The organism is Nocardia thailandica NBRC 100428 (genome assembly GCF_000308795.1).
In the GTDB taxonomy this organism is placed as follows: Bacteria; Actinomycetota; Actinomycetes; order Mycobacteriales; family Mycobacteriaceae; genus Nocardia; species Nocardia thailandica.
Window position 1 is genome coordinate 40,570 of record NZ_BAGK01000113.1, and the last position, 19,325, is coordinate 59,894.

The window sequence follows — 19,325 nt, forward strand, 5'->3', positions numbered from 1 at the left end:
GCTACCTGCTTCCGAACTGGAGGACGAGCTTGTCCGAGGTGAACGCCTCGGCGTAGGGCGCGCGGCACTGCACGCCGCGCACCCGGGCCAGGCCGAGGAAGGTCCGGTCGTCGAACCAGTCCCGCCCGGCCTGGGAGGGATAGTGCTCGCGCAGCAGCGCGGCCTTGCGCGCGGCGAGGTCCTCGCCGAAGGGCACGTAGACGGTGGGATGCCAGGATTCGGTGTCCCACTTGGGAATCTCGTAGCGCAGCACCGGATGGTCGCGGAACTCGGTGGTGACCAGCTCGGCCAGCAGCCGGTGGTCCTGGTGCGGGTCGGCGGTGTGCGGGGCGAACACCAGGTCCGGTGCCGACCCCGCGCGGAACTCGCGCACCGCGTCCTTGACCTCGCCCCAGTGCGCGGGAGTGCGGCCGTCGGGCAGCGCGCGCACGGTGAGGTCCGGTCGGGTGCCGCCGCAGAAGGCCGCCAGCGCCGCCCGTTCCTCGTCCTCGCGCGCGGTGCCCGCGCCGGTGAGCACCAGCGCCCGCACCCGCACCCCGGGCAGCGCCGCGGTGAGGGTGAGCAGGGTGGCGCCGAGGCCGATGGGTATGTCGTCGCAGTGGGCGCCGAGTACCGCGATCTCGGTGAGCGGTCCGGTGTGCCAGGGGATCATCGGCCCGCCCGCTCCCACACCATCCAGGGGCGCTCGCCCTGCTGGTAGGCGGTGTCGAGTTCGGCGCGTTCCTTGAAGGTGTCGGCGGGCTTCCAGAAGCCCAGGTACTGGTAGCCGAAGAGCCTGCCCTGCGCGGCGAGCGCGCCGCAGGCGTCCTCGACGAGGTCGCCGCCGGGTGGCAGCAGGTCGAAGATCTCCGGGGTGAGGACGAAGTAGCCGCCGTTCTCCCACAGCGGCAGCCGCGACACGGCGGTGATGCCCGAGATGTCGCCGGTGGGGCCGACATCCACGCAGTGGAACGAGGACTGCGGCGGGACCACCATCATCGAGGCGGCCGCGCCCGAGGCGGTGAACTTGCCGATCATCTCGTCGAGCGGGGCGTCGGTGAGGACATCGGAGTAGTTGGCCAGAAAGTACGGCTCGCCCTCGAGGTGCGGGCGCACGCGGCGCAGGCGCTCGCCGATCGCGGAGTCGAGGCCCGTGTCGACGAAGGTGATCGTCCAGTCGCTGATGTCGGTCTGCAGCAGCTCGACCTGTCCGTTGCGGATGACGAAGTCGTTGGACATCGATTCGCGGTAGGAGAGGAAGAAGTCCTTGATGTGCTCGGCGCCGTAGCCGAGGCACAGGATGAACTCGGTGTGCCCGTAGTGCGCGTAGTAACGCATGACGTGCCAGATCAGCGGGCGTGGGCCGACCATCTGCAGGGGCTTGGGCAGCACGTCGTGGGAGCCCGCGCGCATGCGCATGCCGTGCCCGCCACAGAACAACACGACCTTCACGAGACCACCTCCGGCGCCCGCGCGGCGTCGAGGACCCGGACGGTGGGCAGCGGGATCACCAGGCGCGCGCCCCATTCCGAGACGTAGGCGAGCTGGGCGACCAGCTCGGCCTCGAGATTCCAGGGCAGGAGAACCACCACGTCGGGGCGGTCCTCGGCCAGGAACTCCACCGGGGCGATCGGGATGCGGGTGCCCGGTGTGTAGCGGCCGTGCTTGTAGGGATTGCGGTCGACGGTGTAGGCGAGCAGGTCCGGTCGGATGCCGCAGTAGTTGAGCAGGGTGTTGCCCTTGCCGGGCGCGCCGTATCCGGCGACCCGCAGCCCGTCGGCGCGCGCGTCGAGCAGGAAGCGCAGCAGTTCGTGGCGCACCGACTCGGCCTTGTCGCGCAGCGCGCGATAGCCGTGGGGATCGTGCAGTCCCGCGGTGCGTTCCGCCGCGAGCACCGCCGCGACGCGGGGACCCGGCTCGTGTCCGGTGCCCGGGCGCGCCCAGATGCGCAGGGATCCGCCGTGGGTGGGCAGTTCCTCGACGTCGACCACCGTCAGGTCGCCGGTGGCCAGGGCGCGGATGGCGGTCGCCAGGGTGAAGTACTGGAAGTGCTCGTGGTAGATCGTGTCGAATTGGCCCTGGTCCAGCAGGTTCTTCGCGTGGTGGACCTCGAGGGAGAGGGTGCCGTCCTCGGCCAGCAGCGTACGCAGCGCGCGGGTGAAACCGAGCAGGTCCGGGACGTGGGCGTAGACGTTGTTGGCCACGACCAGGTCGGCGGGGCCATGGGTGGCGCGGATCGCGGTGGCCGAATCCTGGTCCAGGAAGGCGGTTTCGGTGGGCACGCCCTTGGCGCGCGCGGCCGCGCCGACGTTGGCCGACGGCTCGATGCCGAGGCACCGGATGCCCGCGGCTCCGACGTGCTGGAGCAGGTAGCCGTCGTTGCTGGCGACCTCGACCACGAACGACTCCGGGCCGAGCCGCAGCCGCCGGGTCGCCTCGTCGACGAAGCGTCGCGCGTGCTCGACCCAGCTGTCGGAGTAGGACGAGAAATAGGCGTATTCGGTGAAGATCGCGGGCGGCGCGACGAGTTCGGGCAGCTGCAGCAGGTGGCAGTCCCGGCACACCCGCAGGTGCAGCGGATAGGTGACCTCGGGTTCGTCGAGTGCCGATTCGGGGAGAAAACTCTCGCACGGGGGAGTCGCACCGAGATCCAGGACGGACGACAGCGACGAAGAATTGCACAGGCGGCACAACAACAGGGGGGCTCCCTCAAAAACCTCAGCGGCAGACCGAAAACAACGTGAGATCCCTGACCCCCAGAAGATCCGGTCGAAACCATACAAGCTGTCAACGGGGCTCGCAACGCGAACTCGGCGGCCGAACCGGCGTCCCGGCCGTCACTAGCACGCCCGTGGCTAATTTCCGCCGAGCGGAAATTCCTGACCCCTGCGAACCATCCCGGTGACGAAATGGATGCTACTTGGACGATTGTCCTGGTACGCCCGTGCAAACACTGGTCGGCGGCCGCGACTGTTCGCAGAATCGCGCTGGTGGACACGGTGATTCCACCCGTCGGTAACATGTGATGTAGGCGACACGGGTGTAGCGTTTCGGCCCGATTCTGCGACACTTCGTGCATCAAAAGAGGATTTCGGCAAACCTTCAGCGATCCCTCGACGCGGCGCTGCGTTCGATTGCATCGACGACGCGTGCGAGCCGATCGAATTGCGGAAATCGGTGCACCACTCCATGACGTCGACAATTGATGCCGCTGCCGGCGACGTGCGCATTCCGTCGCTCGAGTTCCCCTCCGCATATCGCGGTCTGCGCCGGGCCCGGCTGGCCCGGCTGATCGCCGCGACCGACCTCGTCGCGATCACCGCGGGCGCGGTCGCCGGATTCACCGCGGAATCCGGTCCGGGCACCTGGCAGCGATTCCTCGCCGGGCAGGCGTGGGTTCCGCTGGTACTCGCGCTCACCTGGTCGGCCGCGTTGGTCACCCACCGCACCCGCGCCACCCACATCATCGGCGCGGGCAAGGAGGAATACCGCCGCCTCGTCACGGCCACGTTCCAGGTGTTCGGCGCGGGCGCCATGATCGCGGGCGTGTGCCGATTCCACGGCGTGTTCCCCTATCTGGCGGTCGCGCTGCCCGTCGGCCTCGGCACGCTGATCCTGACCCGCTGGGTGTGGCGCGGCCTGCTCGACAACGGCCGCGGCGGCGCCTCGGTGCTCGTGGTGGGCAACACCGCCTCGGCGCGGGCGCTGGCCCGCGCCATCTCGCGGCCCGGCGGCGACGGCTACGTCGTGGTCGGTGCCGTGCTGCCCGACGACCCGTCGGTGGCGCTCGACCTGGGTGAACGCGCCGTGCCGGTGTTCGGCGGCCCCCGCGCGATCATCGGCGCGGCCCGGCGCACCGGCGCCGATTTCGTCGCGGTGGCCGGGTGGGACGGTCTCGACCCGCACGAATTGCGGCGCCTGGCCTGGGATCTCGAACCGCTGGGCGCCGAGCTCATCGTCGCGCCCGGCCTCGTCGAGGTCGCCCGCACCCGGCTGAGCAGCCGCACCGTGGCGGGCGTGCCCGTGCTGCACATCGGCAAACCGCGCTACGACCTGGCCGCCTCCCACCTCAAGCGCCTGTTCGACGTGGCCTTCGCGCTGACCGCGCTGGTGCTGACCGCCCCGCTGATGGCGCTCGTCGCCGTCGCGGTGAAGGTCACCAGCGCGGGTCCGGTGCTGTATCGCGCGGAGCGAATCGGCCTGGACGGCAAGCCCTTCCGCATGACGAAGTTCCGCAGTATGACCACCGACGCCGATCGTCACGTGGAGGCGCTGATCGCCGCCGAGGGCGCGGGCGCCGGGTTCTTCAAGCTCAGGGACGACCCGCGCGTCACCGCCATCGGCCGGATCCTGCGCCGGTACAGCCTCGACGAGCTGCCGCAGTTCCTCGATGTCCTGCGCGGGGACATGAGCGTGGTCGGACCGCGCCCGCAGGTGTGGCGCGAGGTCTCCGGATACACCACAAGCACCCGGCGACGGCTGTTGGTGAAACCGGGCATCACGGGGCTGTGGCAGGTCAGCGGCCGCTCCGATCTCGCGCCCGAGCAGTCCTACGACCTGGACCTGTCGTACGTCGAGAACTGGTCCATGCTGCTGGATCTGCGCATCCTCGCCCGGACCCTGGGCGTGGTCACCGCCGGCGACGGTGCCTACTGAGTCCTCCGCCCCCGCGTCGCGCGGGTCCGCCCCGTCCCGGCGGATCAGCGCACGAGGCGCTCGAGCAGGCCCGCCGAACGGGTGAAGGTGGCGGGCATCCAGCGTTTCGCCTGCCACAGCAGCTTGGCCTCGAGCTGCGGGACGACGTAGAGCTCGCCGCGATCGACCGCGGCGAGGGTGGCGCGGGCGATGGACTCCGGCGCGCGGCCGGTCCAGCGCAGCAGCACCGCGCCGAACCGCTCGGCCATCGCGTCCAGCGGCGAATCCTCGCGCAGGATCCCGGTACGCACGGCGGTCGGGCACAGGACGGTGACCCCCACGTCCGTGCCCGCGAGCTCGGCGGCGAGGGTCTCCGAGAGGGCGAGCACGCCCGCCTTGCTGACGTTGTAGGCCGCCATCCGGGGCGCGGCACCGAACGCGGCGGCCGAGGCGACATTGACCACGGTGCCCCGCCCGGCCGCCCGCAGCAGCGGGGCGAACACGTGACAGCCGTGCACCACGCCCCACAGGTTCACCGCGAGGGTGCGGTGCCAGTCGTCGAGGGTGAACTCGCCGACCGGCGGGCCGCCCGCGCCGATGCCCGCGTTGTTGATCACCAGTGTGGGCGCGGCGCCGAACCAGTCCTGCGCGACCGCCGCCAGCGCGGTGACCTCGGTGGCGGCGGTGACGTCGCAGCGTGCGGCGAGGGCCTCGCCACCCGCCCGCTCGACCAGGTCGGCGGTCTCGGCGGCACGGTCGGCGTCGAGATCGGAACACAGGACCCGGCCGCCGCGGCCGCCGAGCTCGACGGCGAAGGCGCGGCCGATGCCGCTGCCCGCGCCGGTGACCACGGCGTCGGCGCGGGCGGTCCGGCGCGGTCCGTGGAAGGGCAACAGTCGCATGGCAACTCCCCGGTTGGCTCGGGGCCGACCGCGTGGAGGTGGCGGACGCCACCGTCGGCCGCACCCGACACCCATCAGGCGCGCGGCGGCATGCTTCGTCAACCCCGGGCGGCCGGGCCCGGGTGCCCGCGTGCCGTGGTCGACCCGTCGGGTCGTGCGCCGCGGACCCGGCGCGGGCTACTGGTCGTCGAGCGTGGTCAGGCCGGTGCGGTAGGCGAGCACGACCAGCTGGGCGCGGTCGCGGGCGCCGAGTTTGGTCATGGCCCGGCCGACGTGGGTGCGGGCGGTGGCGGGGCTGAGGAACAGCGCCGCGCCGATCTCCTCGTTGCTCAGGCCGCGACCGACCAGGGACACCACCTCGCGTTCGCGCTCGGTCAGGACCGAGAGCCGGTCGGCGGCGGACTGCGCGGCCCGGCGCCGGGTGGTGAACTGGCCGATGAGGCGGCGGGTGACGCGCGGCGCGAGCAGGGCCTCGCCGGCCGCGATCACCCGGATCGCGTGCAGGAGTTCGGCGGGACCCGCGTCCTTGAGCAGGAATCCCCCCGCGCCTGCCTCGAGCGCGTCGAAGACGTTCTCGTCGGTGTCGTAGGTGGTCAGGATCAGCACCCTGACGGCCTCGAGCCCGGCGGTCGCCGCGATGCGCGCGGTCGCGCGGATCCCGTCGAGGCGAGGCATGCGGATGTCCATGAGCACCACGTCCGGACGGGTCGCCAGGGCCAGCTCGACCGCTTCCAGGCCGTCGGTGGCCTCGCCGACCACCGTGATGTCGTCCTCGAGGTCGAGCAGCACCCGGAATCCGGACCGCACGAGGCGTTCGTCGTCGGCGAGCAGGACCCTGATCGGGGCGGCGGGATTCACAGGGCGGCTCCGGCGGGGAGGAGGGGAAGGCGCGCGACGACGTCGAAACCGCCCTGCGCGCGATGCTCGGCGGACAGGTCGCCGCCGAGCAGACGGCACCGCTCCCGCATCCCGGTGATGCCGCGCCCGGAACCCTCGCCCCCGCGCAGGCCCTCGGTGGGCGCGTCGGGCCCGCTGTCGCTGACCCGCACGCGCAGGTCGGTCCCGGCGGTGTCCACGGCCACCGTCACCGCGGTCGGCCCGACGTGGCGGATCACGTTGGTGATGGACTCCTGGACGATCCGGTAGGCGGCGCCGTCCACGGCGCTGGGCAGTTCCTCGGGCAGGCGGCCGCGTTCCACGGTGACCCGCAGTCCGGCATCGCGGGCCACCCCGAGGATCCGGTCCAGCTGGCCGAGGCCGGGTTCGGGCTCGCGGCGGTCGTCACCGCGCAGCACACCCAGGATCGAGCGCATCTCCTGCAGGGCACGCGAACTGGTCTGCTCGATGACGCGCAGCGTCTCGCGGGCCTGCTCGGGGCGCCGGTCGAGCACGTGGGCGGTGACCCCGGCCTGCACGTTGATGATCGCGATGGCGTGGGCGACGGTGTCGTGCACCTCGCGGGCAATGCGCAGCCGTTCGGCGTCGACCCGCGCGCGGGCCTCCTCCTCCCGGTGCAACTCGGCCAGCAGGGCGCGCTGCTGGGCGTCGGCGGCGATGACGCGCCGCGAGCGCAGCGACAGCCCGAGGGTCAGGCTGATGACGGTCGCGCCGATACGGAAGAACACCCAGCCGATCGCGACGGTGGGAGTGACGTCGGCGGCCGCGATCAGCCAGCCGAGGGCCAGGATCGCGGTCCCCGACGCGGCGATCAGCACCGGCCGCCGCCCCGTGCCGTGCGCGGTCAGGGTGTAGGTGGCCACGAACAACGCCACGCACGAGAGCCGGTCGGGGAAGCCGAGTCCGAAGTAGACCAGGCTCAGCGCGCCGGTCGCGGCGAACACCGCCGCAGGCCACCGGCGCCGGAACACGAGCAGGGCGCCGCTGAGCGCCAGCAGGACGTAGGCGGTATGGCCGTAGTCGGTGACCGGCCGCGAAACCGCCTCCGCGCCGAGGGGATTGCCCGCGCTCTCCACCTGCACGCCGATCACGAACAGCGCGAGCGCCAGGTCGGGCACCCACGCGGGCAGCCGCGCCGTCCACGCCCGCCACCGCGGCGGATTCGAGCCTCGCATGTCGTGATCGTAGGCGACCGCGCCCGGCGCGGGCATGCGCGCACGAGCGCGCCTTCCGCGCGCCCCGACGTAGCCGCGGGCGGCCCGGCTACGCCGGATCGCGTAGCCGCGCACGGCGCTCGCCCGACGCGGCGCACCCGGTCCCGGCGCGACGATCGGTAGCCGGAACGCTCGTCCCCGAGAGAGGAAATGTCATGCGCCACACCGCACTCGCCGCGCTCGTCGCCCTGGTCACGGCCACCGGGATCGGACCGGTCCTCGCCCAACCCGTCGGCAGCGCGGGACCCGGCACCGTGGTCTCCTCCCGCGAACTGACCGCCGCCGAACTCATCCCCGGCGCCGCGCGCGGCTACCGGGTGCTCTACCGCACGACCGGGCACAACGGGCAGCCGGAGGTGAGCGGTGCCAGCGTCTTCGTGCCCGCCGGCGCGGCGCCCGCAGGCGGGCGGGCGGTCGTGTCCTGGGCCCACGGCACCAGCGGCATGACGCAGGGGTGCGCGCCCAACCTCAACGGCGGGATCGCCGACACCTTCGACGAGACGCCGCACATGTCGACCTACCTCGCGCGCGGCTACGCCGTCACCGCCACCGACTACATCGGCCTCGGCGGGCCGGGCACCTACGAGTACCTCGCCTGGCGGGCGGCCGGACACGCGGTGCTCGACGCGGTCCGCGCGGGCGCGGCGGTCGACCCGACGCTGTCGCGCTCGTTCGTCGCGGCCGGGCACTCCATCGGCGGGCAGGCCGCGCTGGCGGCCTCCCGGCTGTGGACCGACTACGCACCCGACCTCGACCTGCGCGGCACGCTGGCCTACGGGCCGACCAGCAATGTGGTGGACGCGATCACCGGCCTCGGCAGGCCGGAGACCCCGGCGCTGCCCGGACTCGACGGCCTGCACGCGCGCCTGGTCATGATCCTGTCCGGCCTCGACCACGCGCGGCCGGACCTGCGGGTCACCGACCGGCTGAGCGACCACGGGCGCGAGGTCCTCGGCATCGCGCGGGCCGGGGAGGCGTGCCTCGGCGAGTTGGAGGCCGCGGTCACGGGGCAGGCGGTCGGGCGGTTGTTCGTGACGCCGCTGGCCGACCCGCCCCTGCCCGAGGCCCTCGCCGAGTACCTGACCGTGCCGACCGACGGCCACCAGCGGCCGGTTCTGTTGCTCCAGGGCGGCGTGGACAAGGTGCAGCCGCTGCCGACGACCGCGCTCCTGCAGGAACAGCTGCGGGCAGCCGGCGCCGACAGCACGCTGGCGGTCCATCCCTCGGCCGACCACTTCAGCGTGCTCGACGCGGCCGCGGCCGACGAGGGCGGCTTCCTCGACCGGGTACTGCCCGCGCGCTGAGCGGGGTGTGCGGGGCCGTGACGGTCCCGCACACCGCCGTCGTCAGCGGAAGCGGACGTTGGTGGTCGCGAGCCCGAAGATCTTGCGGCCACCGGACTTCGCGACGATCGCGATGACCGCGCCGCGGGTCTCGGGATCGAGGGACTTGACCTTGCCGGTGAACTCGATCGCGCCGCCGGAGGTGGCGTCGACGACCGCGGTCTGCGACAGCCGCACCCCGTAGCGGGTCACGGCGCCCGGGTCGCCGGTCCAGCCGGAGACGAAGCCCGCGCCCATGCCCATGGTCAGCATGCCGTGCGCGATCACGTCGGGCAGCCCGGCCAGGCGGGCGATGGACGCGTCCCAGTGGATCGGGTTGTTGTCACCGGAGACACCGGCGTAGTTGACCAGGTCGCCGCGCGAGAGGTGCGCGTCGCGCAGCGGCAGTTCCATGCCGACGGACAGGTCCTCGAAGCCGAGCGTGGTGCCCGGGGTCCGGGCCGGGCTCGCGAGGCGCACCTCGCCCGCCGGGCGCAGCGGGGTCTCGCCCGGCTCGTCGGCCTCGGTCTCCCCGCGGCCGAAGACGTTGACGCCGTGCATCATCGAGTTCTGCACCGCCTCGGTGATGGCCGGGTCGACCTCCTCGCCGGTGATGCCCACGACGGTGGTGTGCATCGTGTGCACGGTCTCGCCCGCCTGGTCGGTGAAGGTGTTGGTGACCGTGATCAGGTCCTTGCCCGCGATGCGGCGCACCGAGGACAGCTCCACGTCGGTGATCAGGCGGTCGCCCGCGATGATCGGGCGGTGCTGTTCGAAGACCTGCTCGGTCTGCACGAACATGTCGTAGCCGACCACCACCGACTCGAACAGGTGCTTGTTGGCCGCCATCGCCGGAATCGAGACGAAGGTCAGCGGCGCGACGAGCCCGGTGTGGCCGAGGGCGACCGCCGCGTCCTCCTCCCAGTGCGCCGGGTGGTAGTCCTGCACGGCGCGGGCGTACTCGCGGATCTTCTCCCGGCCGACTTCATAGGTGTCGTCCAGCCGGTAGTAGTGGCCTACGCGTGACGCGAGCGCGGGGGCATCGACTGCCGTGGTCATCGAGAATCACCTAACGTTGAGGGACGGATTCGCAGCAGGGTAGCCGACATCACGGACCTCCGCCTGCGGGTCGGCGCTCGAAGACGATATGTCACAGGCGCGGGGTGCCCCGACACTGCCCGGTGACAGGGGGCACACCCGCCCCGCGTGCGCGGGGGTGCGTACGGTGAGCTCCACGATCGATCGGCGACGCGGAACGGGGTGCGGCGGTATGGGATTCACGAACACGGCGTGGTTGCGGGTGCTGCGGGCCGAGAGCGCGCCCACGGCGAGCCTGCTGTGCCTGCCGCCCGGCGGCGGGTCGGCCACGGCCTACCGGGCGCTGGCCGCGGCGCTGCCCGCCGGGATCGAGGTCGTCGCGGTGCAGTATCCGGGCCGTCAGGACCGCCTGGCCGACCCGCTGTGCCCCGACCTGCACGCCCTCGCCGACGCGATCGCCGCCGAAGTGGGCGCACAGCCCGGCGGCGCGCCGCTGACGGTGTTCGGGCACAGCATGGGCGCGACCGTCGCCTACGAGACCGTGCGGCGGCTGCGGGCGGCCGGTCGCCCGGTCGCGCGGCTGGTCGTGTCGGCCCGCCCGGCCCCCGATGTCGCCGAGACCGGTCGCCTGCACCTGGGTCCGGACTCGGCCCTGATCGACGACCTGGAACGCCTGGCCGCCGATCCGGCGCCCGTGCGCGTGCTGCGCGACGAGCCGGGCCTGGCCGAACTGGTGCTCCCGGCGGTGCGCGCCGACTACCGGGCCGTGGAGACCTACCGGCCGCGCCCGGGCGCGCCGCTGGACCTGCCGGTCCTCGCCTTCGCCGCCGACGCCGATCCCACCACCTCGCCGGCGCAGGCGGCCGGCTGGAAGGCCGTCACCACCGGGGAGTTCGCCCAGCGCGAGTTCCCCGGCGGGCACTTCTACCTCGACCAGGACCCGGCGGCGGTGGCCGCCGCGCTGGCGGCGACGCTGATCGGGGTCAGTGGCTGACGCCGAGCGGCAGGTGGCGTCGGCGGGCGTAGCCGATCCAGGACGCGGCGATGGTCAGCGCGGTCAGCAACTGCACCAGCCCGATCGCGTCGGCGGGATAGAGCACGCCGGTGAGGTAGTGGTCGATGAACCCCGGCGGGGGCAGCGGGGCGACCCCGGCGCGCACGCGTGCCCAGTTCTCCAGCTCGGTCAGCGGGCACACGAACCCGATGAGCACGGTGCCGAAACCCCAGCACACGGCCAGCACGTGGGCGATGAGCGTGCGCGGATACCGCCACGCGAGGAAACCGCCGGCGACCACGTACGCGATGAACGCGAAGTGGGCGACGGCGACGACGTCAGCCAGCACCCGGTACGGCATATTTCCAGAATAGGAACGGCCGGTATCCACCGACCGGAACGGCGTGCACCGGTTCGGTATCGAAATCGGATCCCGCGCAAGGCCTCCGGAACCGTCATCCGGTCGGTGGACGGGAGATCACCAGGGGGAGGGGCGGTAGTCCTTGAGGAAGCAACCGTAGAGGTCGACCCCGTTCTCGCCCTGCACGATCGGGTCGTAGACGCGGGCCGCGCCGTCGACCAGGTCGAGGGGCGCGTGGAAGCCCTCCTCGGCCAGGCGCACCTTGGTGTAGTGCGGCCGCTCGTCGGTGATCCAGCCGGTGTCGACCGCGGTCATGAGGATGCCGTCGGACTCGAGCATCTCCTTGGCGCTCGTGCGGGTCAGCATGTTCAGCGCGGCCTTGGCCATGTTCGTGTGCGGATGGCCGGGTCCCTTGTAGCCGCGCCCGAACTGGCCTTCCATGGCCGAGACGTTGACCACGTACTTGCGGCGCGCGGGCGCGGCCGCCATGGCCGGTCGCAGGCGCGAGACCAGGATGAACGGCGCCACCGAATTGCAGAGCTGGACCTCGAGCAGCTCGGTCGCGTCGACCTCGCCGACGGTCTGGACCCAGCTGTTGGTGTGGGCCAGGTCCGGCACGAGGCCGCCCGCGTCGATGGCCACGCCCGCGGCGATGCGCTCGGGGGTCGCCGAGCCGGCGACCAGGGCGAGCTCGGCCACGTCGGCCGCCGACAGGGACGGGGTCAGCGAGGCCGTGAGCGCGGTCGGGTGCGCCTGCATGGTCTTGCCGAAGGTCACCGACTCCACCAGCGCGCCCGCGGGCAGCGGCGCGGACTCCGCCTCGACCAGCGCGCTGTAGGCGCCCGCCGAGCGGCGCACGGTCTGGGCGGCGTTGTTGATCAGGATGTCGAGCGGGCCACGGGCGGCGACGTCGTCGGCGAGGGCGACGACCTGGGCGGGATCGCGCAGGTCGATGCCGACCACGCGCAGCCGGTGCAGCCAGTCGCCGCTGTCCTCCATCGCCGAGAACCGGCGGATGGCGTCGTTGGGGAAGCGGGTGGTGATCGTGGTGTGCGCGCCGTCGCGCAGCAGCCGCAGCGCGATGTACATGCCGATCTTGGCGCGACCGCCGGTCAGCAGGGCGCGCCTGCCGGTCAGGTCGGTGCGGGCGTCCCGCTTGGCGTGGCTCGCCGCGGCGCAGTCCGGGCACAGCTGGTGGTAGAAGGCGTCGACCCGGGTGAAGCGCTGCTTGCAGATGTAGCAGGGCCGGGGCCGGATGAGGGTGCCCGCGCTGGCGCCGGTGGCCGCCGAGGAGATCGGGATGCCGGCGGTCTCGTCGTCGATGCGCTGCGGCGACCCGGTCGCGGTCGCGGCGATGACCGCGCGGTCGGCCTCCGACACCCGGTCACGCGCCTCGAGGCGCTTGCGCTGCTTGAGCTTCTTGAACATGTGCCCGACGGCCCGCTGTACGGCGATCGAGTCGGGATGATCCTTCTCCATCCGCCCGGCTTGTTCGAGGACGCGCAGGCAGGTGGCCAGCTCGTCCGGATCGATCGTGTTCTCGGTCATCGGGGCGCGCGGAGTTCCTTCGTGCGGGAGCGGGGTACGGGAGACCATTGTCGCATTGGCCGTGGTGGCGGCCCGCTGGGTATCGTGGTGGACCGCTGCCGCAACCGCGCGGCACCCCAGCCACCCGACGGAGCTCCCCGATTTCCCCGCTCGAGACCGACACCGCCGACACGCCGCGCCGCCGCAGGCTCGAACCCGACGAACGCCGCGCGCAGATCCTCGCGTGCGCCATCGAGATGTTCGGCGAACGGCCCTACGCGGCCGTGTCGACCGCGGAACTGGCACAGCGCGCCGGCGTGGCCCGCGGCCTGATCAACCACTACTTCGGCAACAAGCGGGACCTGTACCTGGCGGTCGTGCGCCGCATGGTGACCCTGCCGCGGCCGGAGAAGGTGTCGATCCCGACGGGTACCCAGCGCGAGCGGGTCGACGCCATCGTCGGCTGGCTGCTCGACACCATCGCCGAGCACGGCACCACCTGGGTGAAGGTCACCAGCCACGAGGGCGTCGGCGACGACCCGGAGGTGCGCCAGATCCTGGACCAGGCCGATCAGGTCGCCGCCGAACGGATGCTCCTGATGATCGGCAGGCCCGATCTGGCCGACAGCGCGGCGCTGCGCGCGCTGATCCTGGCCTACGCGGGCATGGTCAAGGTGGCGGGCCGCGAATGGCTCACCCGCGGCACGCTCACCCGCCACCAGGTGCACCGGCTGCTCGCCGACGCCCTGTCCACGCTGATCGGCGAGACGATCCCCGCCGTCTCCCCGTACTAGACGGGTCCTGGCGCCTCGGGCGGCAGCGACGGCCTGCCGCTGTAGCCCACCGCGGCGCGATGCCCGGGCAGGTGACCGGTCCGGCCGTAGGCCAGCTCGATGCGCTGTTCGCGGCGATGCTCGAACAGCAGCGCGCCGATCCCGGCGGTGACCAGCACCAGGAAGGCGACGCCCGCCACGAGCGCCCAGCCGGTGTGGCCGGTCCCCGCCGCGGTCAGGGTGCAGGCCAGCGCGATGACGGCCAGCGCGCAGGCGATGATCCCGGGAACGTTGTAGTCGTCGGACAGCAGGTCTCCGGCCTGGGCGTGCCAGGGAGCCGGTCGATCTGCCGAAGAGGTGCTACCGGTCATCCTCACTCCTCGGTTCCGGGCCGGGTGGCGGCGGATTTCTGGATGTGACCAGCATGAACCGGGGCCCGGGGGCCCGCCAGGGGTGTTTGCCGCTTCGTAACGGCCCCTATGGTGCCGTGATCGAATCGAGACCTTCTGCGCGAATGTGCTGACCAGGGGCGCGCGAGTCCCTATTGTCGTCGGGGTCCGCAGGTCACGCGCGCGGGCGCGGCCCGCGGGGAGATCGAGAGGGACCCGGGTTGATGGCACGGTACGACGAGTGGGACGACGACCCGGAGGAGGGCGCCGAGGACAGACGATGGAACGGCCAGCGCTGGCCGCACGCCGAACCGCGTGACCCCGGGGCCGAGGCGCCGCGGGTCAACCCGTTCGCCATGGTCGCCCTCGCGGCGGCGCTGGTGGCGCTGTTCCCCATCGCGATCGTGTTCGCCCTGCTGTCGTTCGGTCACCCCAAGGGCCGTGGCTCGGCGGTGCTCGCGCTGCTGCTCGGCATCGCCGAGGCCGCCGCCGTGGCGGTCGCGGTGCTGTCGTTCACCGACGTCCTCGACCTGCCGCTGCCCCAGGCGGCGGCCGGACCGTCGAACGCGGTGCAGGCGCTGGGCTCGCCCGCCTCGACGCACGCGACGAGCACCGGCGCGCCCGCGCCCGTGGTGCCCGGCCCGACTCCGGCTTCCACGGCGGCGGTGGTCAGCAAGGGCACGGCGTGCGAGCCCGAGCAGGCGGGCCTGATCGGGGTCAATGCAGAGGGTGCAACGTTGCTCTGCCTGAAATCATCGGGCGGTTACCGCTGGTCGGGGCCGCTGTCGGTGCCGGGTTCGTTCTTCGTGACCGGCACCGCCTGCGACCCGCAGGTGACCCGATCCGGCCGCACGGCCGAGGGCCGGGCCGTGGTGTGCGAGGGCAAGGCGGGCAACGCGACCTGGGTGCCCTGGACCAGCGAGTAGCTCAGTCGCCCTTGCGGGCCCGGCTCGGCTGCACGCGCGGCGGCTCGTTCGGCATCTTCGGGTACTGCGGCGGCCAGGGCGCGTCCATGAGCCCGTCGGCCATGTCCCGCTCCGACATCGCCAGCAGCGGCTCGATCGACTGCGCGCCCCGCCCCGCCCACGGATCGCCGAGGCGCGCGAGGCGATCGGGCACCGTGGCCAGGGTCAGGTCGTCGGGCACGACGGTGTCCAGCTCGTCCCAGAACAGCGGCGTCGAGACCTGGCCGCCCACCTTCGGCCGGACACACCAGGCGCCGAACACGGTCTTGTGCGGGGCGTTCTGGTTGAAGTCGACGAACACCCGCGACCCGCGTTCCTCCTTCCACCACCGCGCGGTGATCTGCTCGGGGTGCCTGCGCTCGAGTTCGCGGGCCAGCGCCACGGCCGCCGCGCGGACCTCGTAGCCGTCCCAGCGCGGTTCCAGGGCCACGTACAGATGCAGCCCGCGCGACCCGGAGGTCTTGATCGCGCACTCGATGCCCAGTTCGGCGCACAGCGCCCTGGTCAGATGCGCGGCCTCGACCAGCTGGGGGAAACCGATGCCCGGCGACGGGTCGAGGTCGATGCGCAGTTCGTCGGCGATGCGCAGGTCGGGGACGTGGTTGGGCCACACGTGGAACCCGAGGCAGCCCTGGTTGACCGCCCACAGGATGTGGGCGAGGTCGTGGGCGACGAGGGCGTCGCTGGTGGTGCCGTTGGGCGTGGACACCTCCACGGTGTGCAGCCAGTCCGGTGCCGACTTGGGGACCCGCTTCTGGAACCAGGACTTGCCCGACGCGCCGTCGGGATAGCGCTCGAGCAGCAGCGGCCGGTCGCCGACGACCGACAGCAGCGGCGCGGCCACGGCCCGGTAGTACTCGACCAGGTCGAGCTTGGTCTCCCCGCGCTTGGTGAAGTAGACCTTGTCCGGGTTGCTGATCGTCAGCACCCGTCCGTCGATCTCGAGCTCGACGCTCCCGCTCATCGGTTCGCCTCGCGTTCGCCGAAGATGGCGTCGAGTTCGGCCGGGGCTACCTCGTCGAGCTGGGCGTAGGTACACGACTCCGGTGTGCGGTCCGGCCGGAAGCGCACCAGCCGCCCGCCGTGGCGGAACCGGCCCGACTGCACGTGTTCGTAGCGGACCTCGGCGACGAGTTCGGGCCGCAGCGCCTCCCACGACAGGTCCTTGCCGCCGCTCCAGCGGCTCACCCCGCCGGGCATGCGCCCCTCGGCGCTCGCCTGGGCGGCCGCGTCGGCCCAGCGCCGCCACGGATGCTCGGCCAGGGCGTTCTCCCGCAGCGGGGCCAGCTCGCCGACCAGCTCGCTGCGGCGCGCGGCGGTGAAACTGCTGGCCACCCCCACGTGGTGCAGTTCGCCCGCGTCGTCGTAGAGCCCGAGCAGCAGCGAGCCGACGCCCTGACCGTCCTTGTGCCAGCGGAACCCGGCCACGACGCAGTCGGCGGTGCGCTCGTGCTTGATCTTGAGCATCACCCGCTTGTCCTGCTGGTAGGGCCCGTCGGCGCGCTTGGCCATGACCCCGTCGAAGCCCGCGCCCTCGAACCGGGTGAACCAGTCCCTGGCCACCGCGGGATCGTCGGTGATGGGCGTCAGGTGCACCCGGCCCGGCGCGGCGTCGAGCAGGGATTCCAGCGCCTCGCGGCGCGCCGCGAAGGATTCCCCGGTCAGATCGCGCTCGCCGAGGGCGAGCAGGTCGAAGGCGACGAAACTGGCCGGTGTCTCGGCGGCGAGCTTGGCGACGCGGGACGCGGCCGGGTGCAGACGCTGCTGCAGCGTGTCGAAGTCCAGGCCCGCGCCGGTGACCACGACGATCTCCCCGTCGACCACGCAGCGCGGCGGCAGTGCCTGCTTCAGCAGCTCGGCGACCTCGGGGAAGTAGCGGGTGAGGGGGCGGTCGTTGCGGGAACCGAGTTCGACCTCGTCGCCGTCGCGGAAGACGATGCAGCGGAAGCCGTCCCATTTCGGCTCGAACAGCCAGCCGGGGTCGGTGGGCACCTCCGGGCTCGATTTGGCCAGCATCGGCCGCACGGGCGGCAGCACCGGTAGATCCATGACCGAATCCTCCTCACAGGCGGTTCTCACCCGTGTCGACGGCGCGGACGCGCCCGATTCATCGTTCCGGGGCCGATCCTAGGCGGACCCGGGTCGCCGGGCGGGCCGCCGCGCGTGGGAGGGGAGGGGCTCAGTTCTCCAGCCAGCCGTGCTGGTCGGCGAAGGCGGTGAGCCGTTCGCGGATGGTGAGGATCTCGCCCGCGGTCAGCGCGGGGGAGGCCGAGAGGAGCAGTTCGGTGAGTTCGCGCTGCAGTTCCTCGCCCGAGAGCGCGCCGCCGGCGGGTCGCTCCTTGCGCGGCGGGCGGCCGTTGCCGACGGCGGCGAGGTTGACCGCCTTCGGCCCGCGATCGCCCTCGGTCACCTCGAACTCGAAGAGCCGCCCCTGGCGCAGTTCGTCCTCGTCGAGGCCGATGTCGTTGACGTGGACGAAGACATCGGGTCCGCCGTCGTCGGGCCGGATGAACCCGAAACCCCGTGAGCCGTCGAAGGACACCAGTTTCCCGATCGACACCTACACCCACTCCTCGCCGCTGTCTCTACCCGGTCACTGTAACGCGTGACATGGGCGGAATTCGTCGAAAGCGGACAGCTCGTGCGCTGCTCCGGGCGTGGCCGGACGGTCGTGTCGGCGACGGCTCATTGTCACGCTCGGGCAACGAGACGTTAACGGAGGGTCATTAGCGTGCCGTAGCAGTTCGGGCTCGGTTCGAGGAGGGTGCGGTCGCGTGTTCGACCCCGGTACGGGGATCTGGTCGGGGGGGTTTGCCGCGGATGGTGGCGCGCTGGTCGCGCCGGGACCCGGTGGGGTGCGGGCGCACTGTCACCGGCCGCCGCTCGTGCGGCCCGCCGCCCTGACCCGCGTGCCCCGGCCCGCGCGCCTGCCGCTGGCGCCCGCGCAGGAACGGATGTGGGACGCCGTGCGGCGTGGCCGGTCCGCGGACTGGAATGTCGCCAAGGCGGTCCGGTTGCGCGGCATGCCGATCGATACCGAGGCCCTGTGCGCGGCGGTGCGCTCGGTGGTGGCCCGCCACGAACCGCTGCGCACCCGGTTCCTCGAGGGCGACACGGGCCCGGTTCAGGTGATCGAGGAACCCGCCGAGCTGGACGTGGACCTGGCGGTGCGGCCGTGCGCGGAGCCCGAGCTCGCGGACGTGCTGGGCGAACTGGCCTGCCGTCCCTTCGATCTCGCGGGCGCGGGGCCGATCCGGGCCCGGGTGTTCGTCCTCGCGCCCGACGACGTGGTGCTGGCCCTGGTGGTGCACCACATCGCGGTCGACGGGCGTTCCCTCGGCCCGCTCGTGCGTGACCTGGTCACCGCCTACCTGGCCCACCGCGACGGGACCCCGCCGGACTGGCGGCCGCTGCCGGTCGGCTACGGCGACTACACGCTGTGGAAGCACGCCCAGCTGGGCGAGTTCACCGACGAATGGAGCCGGGCCACCCAGCAGTTGCGCTACTGGGCCAACGCGCTGGCCGGGCGCCCCGCGCTGCTGGATCTGCCCGCCCGCGACCCGGCCGACGTCGCCGTGGACGCCGACCCGGTCGCGGGCGGCCTGCTGCCGGTCTCGCTGCCGCCGCGGGTGCACGCGGGCCTGCTCGCGCTGGCCCGGCAGGGGCAGGCGAGCCTGCTGATGGTGTTGCAGGCCGCGTTCGCGCTCTCGGTCGGCGCGTTCGCCCGCTGCGCCGATGTCACCGTGGCCACGGCGGTCTCGGGCCGTGACCACCGGCTGCTCGACGACCTGGTCGGCAACTTCTCCGACGACGTCCTGCTGCGGGTGCGCCTCGACCGATCCGCCGACGTGGACGAACTCCTCGACCAGGTCCGCCGGGTCGCGCTGGCGGCCTACGCCCACCCGGACACCCCGAACCCGCGGCTCAAGCGCTGCCTCATGCAGGACGCGCGGCTGCCCCTGTTCCAGGCCACCCTCATCCTCCAGCGCGCCGACGCGGCGCGCGTGGCGCGGGCCGACACCGCCGCGCCGGGCCTGTCGGTGAGCGAGGTGCCCACCGGGGTGGTGCGCGCCAAGCACGACCTCGAGTTCGGGCTCACCGAGCACTACGATCCCGCCGGCGCGCCCGCGGGCATCGACGGCGCCTTCCTGTATCCGCTGGCACGCTTCGACCGGGCCACGGTGCGGTCGTTCCTGCGCCGCTTCGAGGCGGTGGTGGAGATGCTGGCGGGCGGCTATCGGGGGCCGCTGGTCGCGCTGCTGGCCGCCACCGACCCGGCCGTCGTGCCGGTGCGGGCCCGGCAGGCGACCCGGATCCTGGTGTGAGTCC

19 protein-coding genes are annotated in these 19,325 nt (G+C 72.6%); 6 read left to right on the top strand and 13 right to left on the bottom strand.

Features of this window, described 5'->3' with window-relative positions:
* Position 1 precedes the first annotated feature (1 nt).
* From ON36_RS11900 to ON36_RS11910, 3 genes are read right to left on the bottom strand one after another with little or no spacing between them, the layout of a single operon-like run.
* Positions 2–652, bottom strand: coding sequence for a PIG-L deacetylase family protein (locus ON36_RS11900; RefSeq protein ID WP_043651479.1), 651 nt, complete (start codon positions 650–652; stop codon positions 2–4).
* The gene (locus ON36_RS11905; RefSeq protein WP_043651384.1) at positions 649–1,431 is read right to left on the bottom strand and encodes a glycosyltransferase family protein; all 783 of its coding nucleotides are present in this window, start codon (positions 1,429–1,431) and stop codon (positions 649–651) included. Before ON36_RS11905 ends, ON36_RS11900 begins: the two co-directional genes overlap by 4 nt.
* Positions 1,428–2,675, bottom strand: coding sequence for a class I SAM-dependent methyltransferase (locus ON36_RS11910; protein WP_043651386.1), 1,248 nt, complete (start codon positions 2,673–2,675; stop codon positions 1,428–1,430). Before ON36_RS11910 ends, ON36_RS11905 begins: the two co-directional genes overlap by 4 nt.
* Before the next feature lie 493 nt (positions 2,676–3,168).
* Between ON36_RS11910 and ON36_RS11915 the strand changes: the two genes are divergently transcribed.
* On the top strand, positions 3,169–4,635 hold the full coding sequence (locus tag ON36_RS11915) for a sugar transferase (protein WP_043651387.1): 1,467 nt from the start codon (positions 3,169–3,171) through the stop codon (positions 4,633–4,635).
* Positions 4,636–4,679: 44 nt separating this feature from the next.
* Here the strand turns inward: ON36_RS11915 and ON36_RS11920 are convergent, their stop codons facing one another.
* The 3 genes from ON36_RS11920 to ON36_RS11930 all read right to left on the bottom strand — a co-directional run bounded on the left by ON36_RS11920 (position 4,680) and on the right by ON36_RS11930 (position 7,588).
* Positions 4,680–5,516, bottom strand: a complete 837-nt coding sequence (locus tag ON36_RS11920) for an SDR family NAD(P)-dependent oxidoreductase (protein WP_043651388.1) — start codon at positions 5,514–5,516, stop codon at positions 4,680–4,682.
* A 177-nt stretch (positions 5,517–5,693) separates the two neighbouring features.
* Positions 5,694–6,374 carry a response regulator gene (locus tag ON36_RS11925; protein WP_043651389.1) on the bottom strand — a complete coding sequence of 227 codons (681 nt, stop codon included), beginning with the start codon at positions 6,372–6,374 and terminating at the stop codon, positions 5,694–5,696.
* Positions 6,371–7,588: a sensor histidine kinase gene (locus ON36_RS11930; protein ID WP_052313898.1), complete on the bottom strand. Its 1,218-nt coding sequence runs from the start codon at positions 7,586–7,588 to the stop codon at positions 6,371–6,373. Before ON36_RS11930 ends, ON36_RS11925 begins: the two co-directional genes overlap by 4 nt.
* A gap of 194 nt (positions 7,589–7,782) precedes the next feature.
* On the opposite strand from ON36_RS11930, the gene ON36_RS11935 reads away from it, so the two are divergent.
* Positions 7,783–8,931, top strand: coding sequence for a lipase family protein (locus ON36_RS11935; RefSeq protein WP_043651391.1), 1,149 nt, complete (start codon positions 7,783–7,785; stop codon positions 8,929–8,931).
* Between the two features lie 42 nt (positions 8,932–8,973).
* Here the strand turns inward: ON36_RS11935 and ON36_RS11940 are convergent, their stop codons facing one another.
* Positions 8,974–10,008 carry a fused (3R)-hydroxyacyl-ACP dehydratase subunits HadA/HadB gene (locus tag ON36_RS11940; RefSeq protein ID WP_043651392.1) on the bottom strand — a complete coding sequence of 345 codons (1,035 nt, stop codon included), beginning with the start codon at positions 10,006–10,008 and terminating at the stop codon, positions 8,974–8,976.
* 211 nt (positions 10,009–10,219) lie between these two features.
* Here ON36_RS11940 and ON36_RS11945 point away from each other — a divergent pair, with 211 nt between their 5' ends.
* A complete protein-coding gene (locus tag ON36_RS11945) occupies positions 10,220–10,981 on the top strand; it encodes a thioesterase II family protein (protein WP_043651394.1) in 762 nt (253 codons plus the stop codon).
* Here ON36_RS11945 and ON36_RS11950 read toward each other — a convergent pair.
* Together ON36_RS11950 and ON36_RS11955 are read right to left on the bottom strand one after the other, a co-directional pair.
* Positions 10,971–11,342, bottom strand: a complete 372-nt coding sequence (locus ON36_RS11950) for a DUF2784 domain-containing protein (RefSeq protein WP_043651397.1) — start codon at positions 11,340–11,342, stop codon at positions 10,971–10,973. The two genes, ON36_RS11945 and ON36_RS11950, sit on opposite strands and share 11 nt — an antisense overlap.
* Before the next feature lie 117 nt (positions 11,343–11,459).
* Positions 11,460–12,890: an SDR family NAD(P)-dependent oxidoreductase gene (locus tag ON36_RS11955; RefSeq protein ID WP_043651400.1), complete on the bottom strand. Its 1,431-nt coding sequence runs from the start codon at positions 12,888–12,890 to the stop codon at positions 11,460–11,462.
* 236 nt (positions 12,891–13,126) lie between these two features.
* Between ON36_RS11955 and ON36_RS11960 the strand changes: the two genes are divergently transcribed.
* On the top strand, positions 13,127–13,663 hold the full coding sequence (locus tag ON36_RS11960; protein WP_245558044.1) for a TetR/AcrR family transcriptional regulator: 537 nt from the start codon (positions 13,127–13,129) through the stop codon (positions 13,661–13,663).
* Here the strand turns inward: ON36_RS11960 and ON36_RS32695 are convergent.
* Entirely contained in the window at positions 13,660–14,013 is a 354-nt protein-coding gene (locus ON36_RS32695; protein ID WP_052313896.1) for a hypothetical protein, read from the bottom strand. The two genes, ON36_RS11960 and ON36_RS32695, sit on opposite strands and share 4 nt — an antisense overlap.
* Positions 14,014–14,255: 242 nt before the next feature.
* Between ON36_RS32695 and ON36_RS11970 the strand changes: the two genes are divergently transcribed.
* On the top strand, positions 14,256–14,957 hold the full coding sequence (locus tag ON36_RS11970) for a hypothetical protein (protein WP_043651403.1): 702 nt from the start codon (positions 14,256–14,258) through the stop codon (positions 14,955–14,957).
* Position 14,958: 1 nt separating this feature from the next.
* Here the strand turns inward: ON36_RS11970 and ligD are convergent, their stop codons facing one another.
* The 3 genes from ligD to ON36_RS11985 all read right to left on the bottom strand — a co-directional run bounded on the left by ligD (position 14,959) and on the right by ON36_RS11985 (position 17,556).
* Complete coding sequence (gene ligD / locus ON36_RS11975) at positions 14,959–15,960, bottom strand: non-homologous end-joining DNA ligase (protein WP_043651406.1); 1,002 nt, start codon at positions 15,958–15,960, stop codon at positions 14,959–14,961.
* Positions 15,957–17,045 (bottom strand): ATP-dependent DNA ligase, encoded by a 1,089-nt coding sequence (locus tag ON36_RS11980; protein ID WP_174377561.1) that lies wholly within the window; start codon positions 17,043–17,045, stop codon positions 15,957–15,959. Before ON36_RS11980 ends, ligD begins: the two co-directional genes overlap by 4 nt.
* 130 nt (positions 17,046–17,175) lie before the next feature.
* Entirely contained in the window at positions 17,176–17,556 is a 381-nt protein-coding gene (locus ON36_RS11985; protein WP_245558045.1) for a cold-shock protein, read from the bottom strand.
* A 214-nt stretch (positions 17,557–17,770) separates the two neighbouring features.
* On the opposite strand from ON36_RS11985, the gene ON36_RS11990 reads away from it, so the two are divergent.
* On the top strand, positions 17,771–19,321 hold the full coding sequence (locus tag ON36_RS11990) for a condensation domain-containing protein (protein ID WP_043651409.1): 1,551 nt from the start codon (positions 17,771–17,773) through the stop codon (positions 19,319–19,321).
* Positions 19,322–19,325 lie beyond the last annotated feature (4 nt).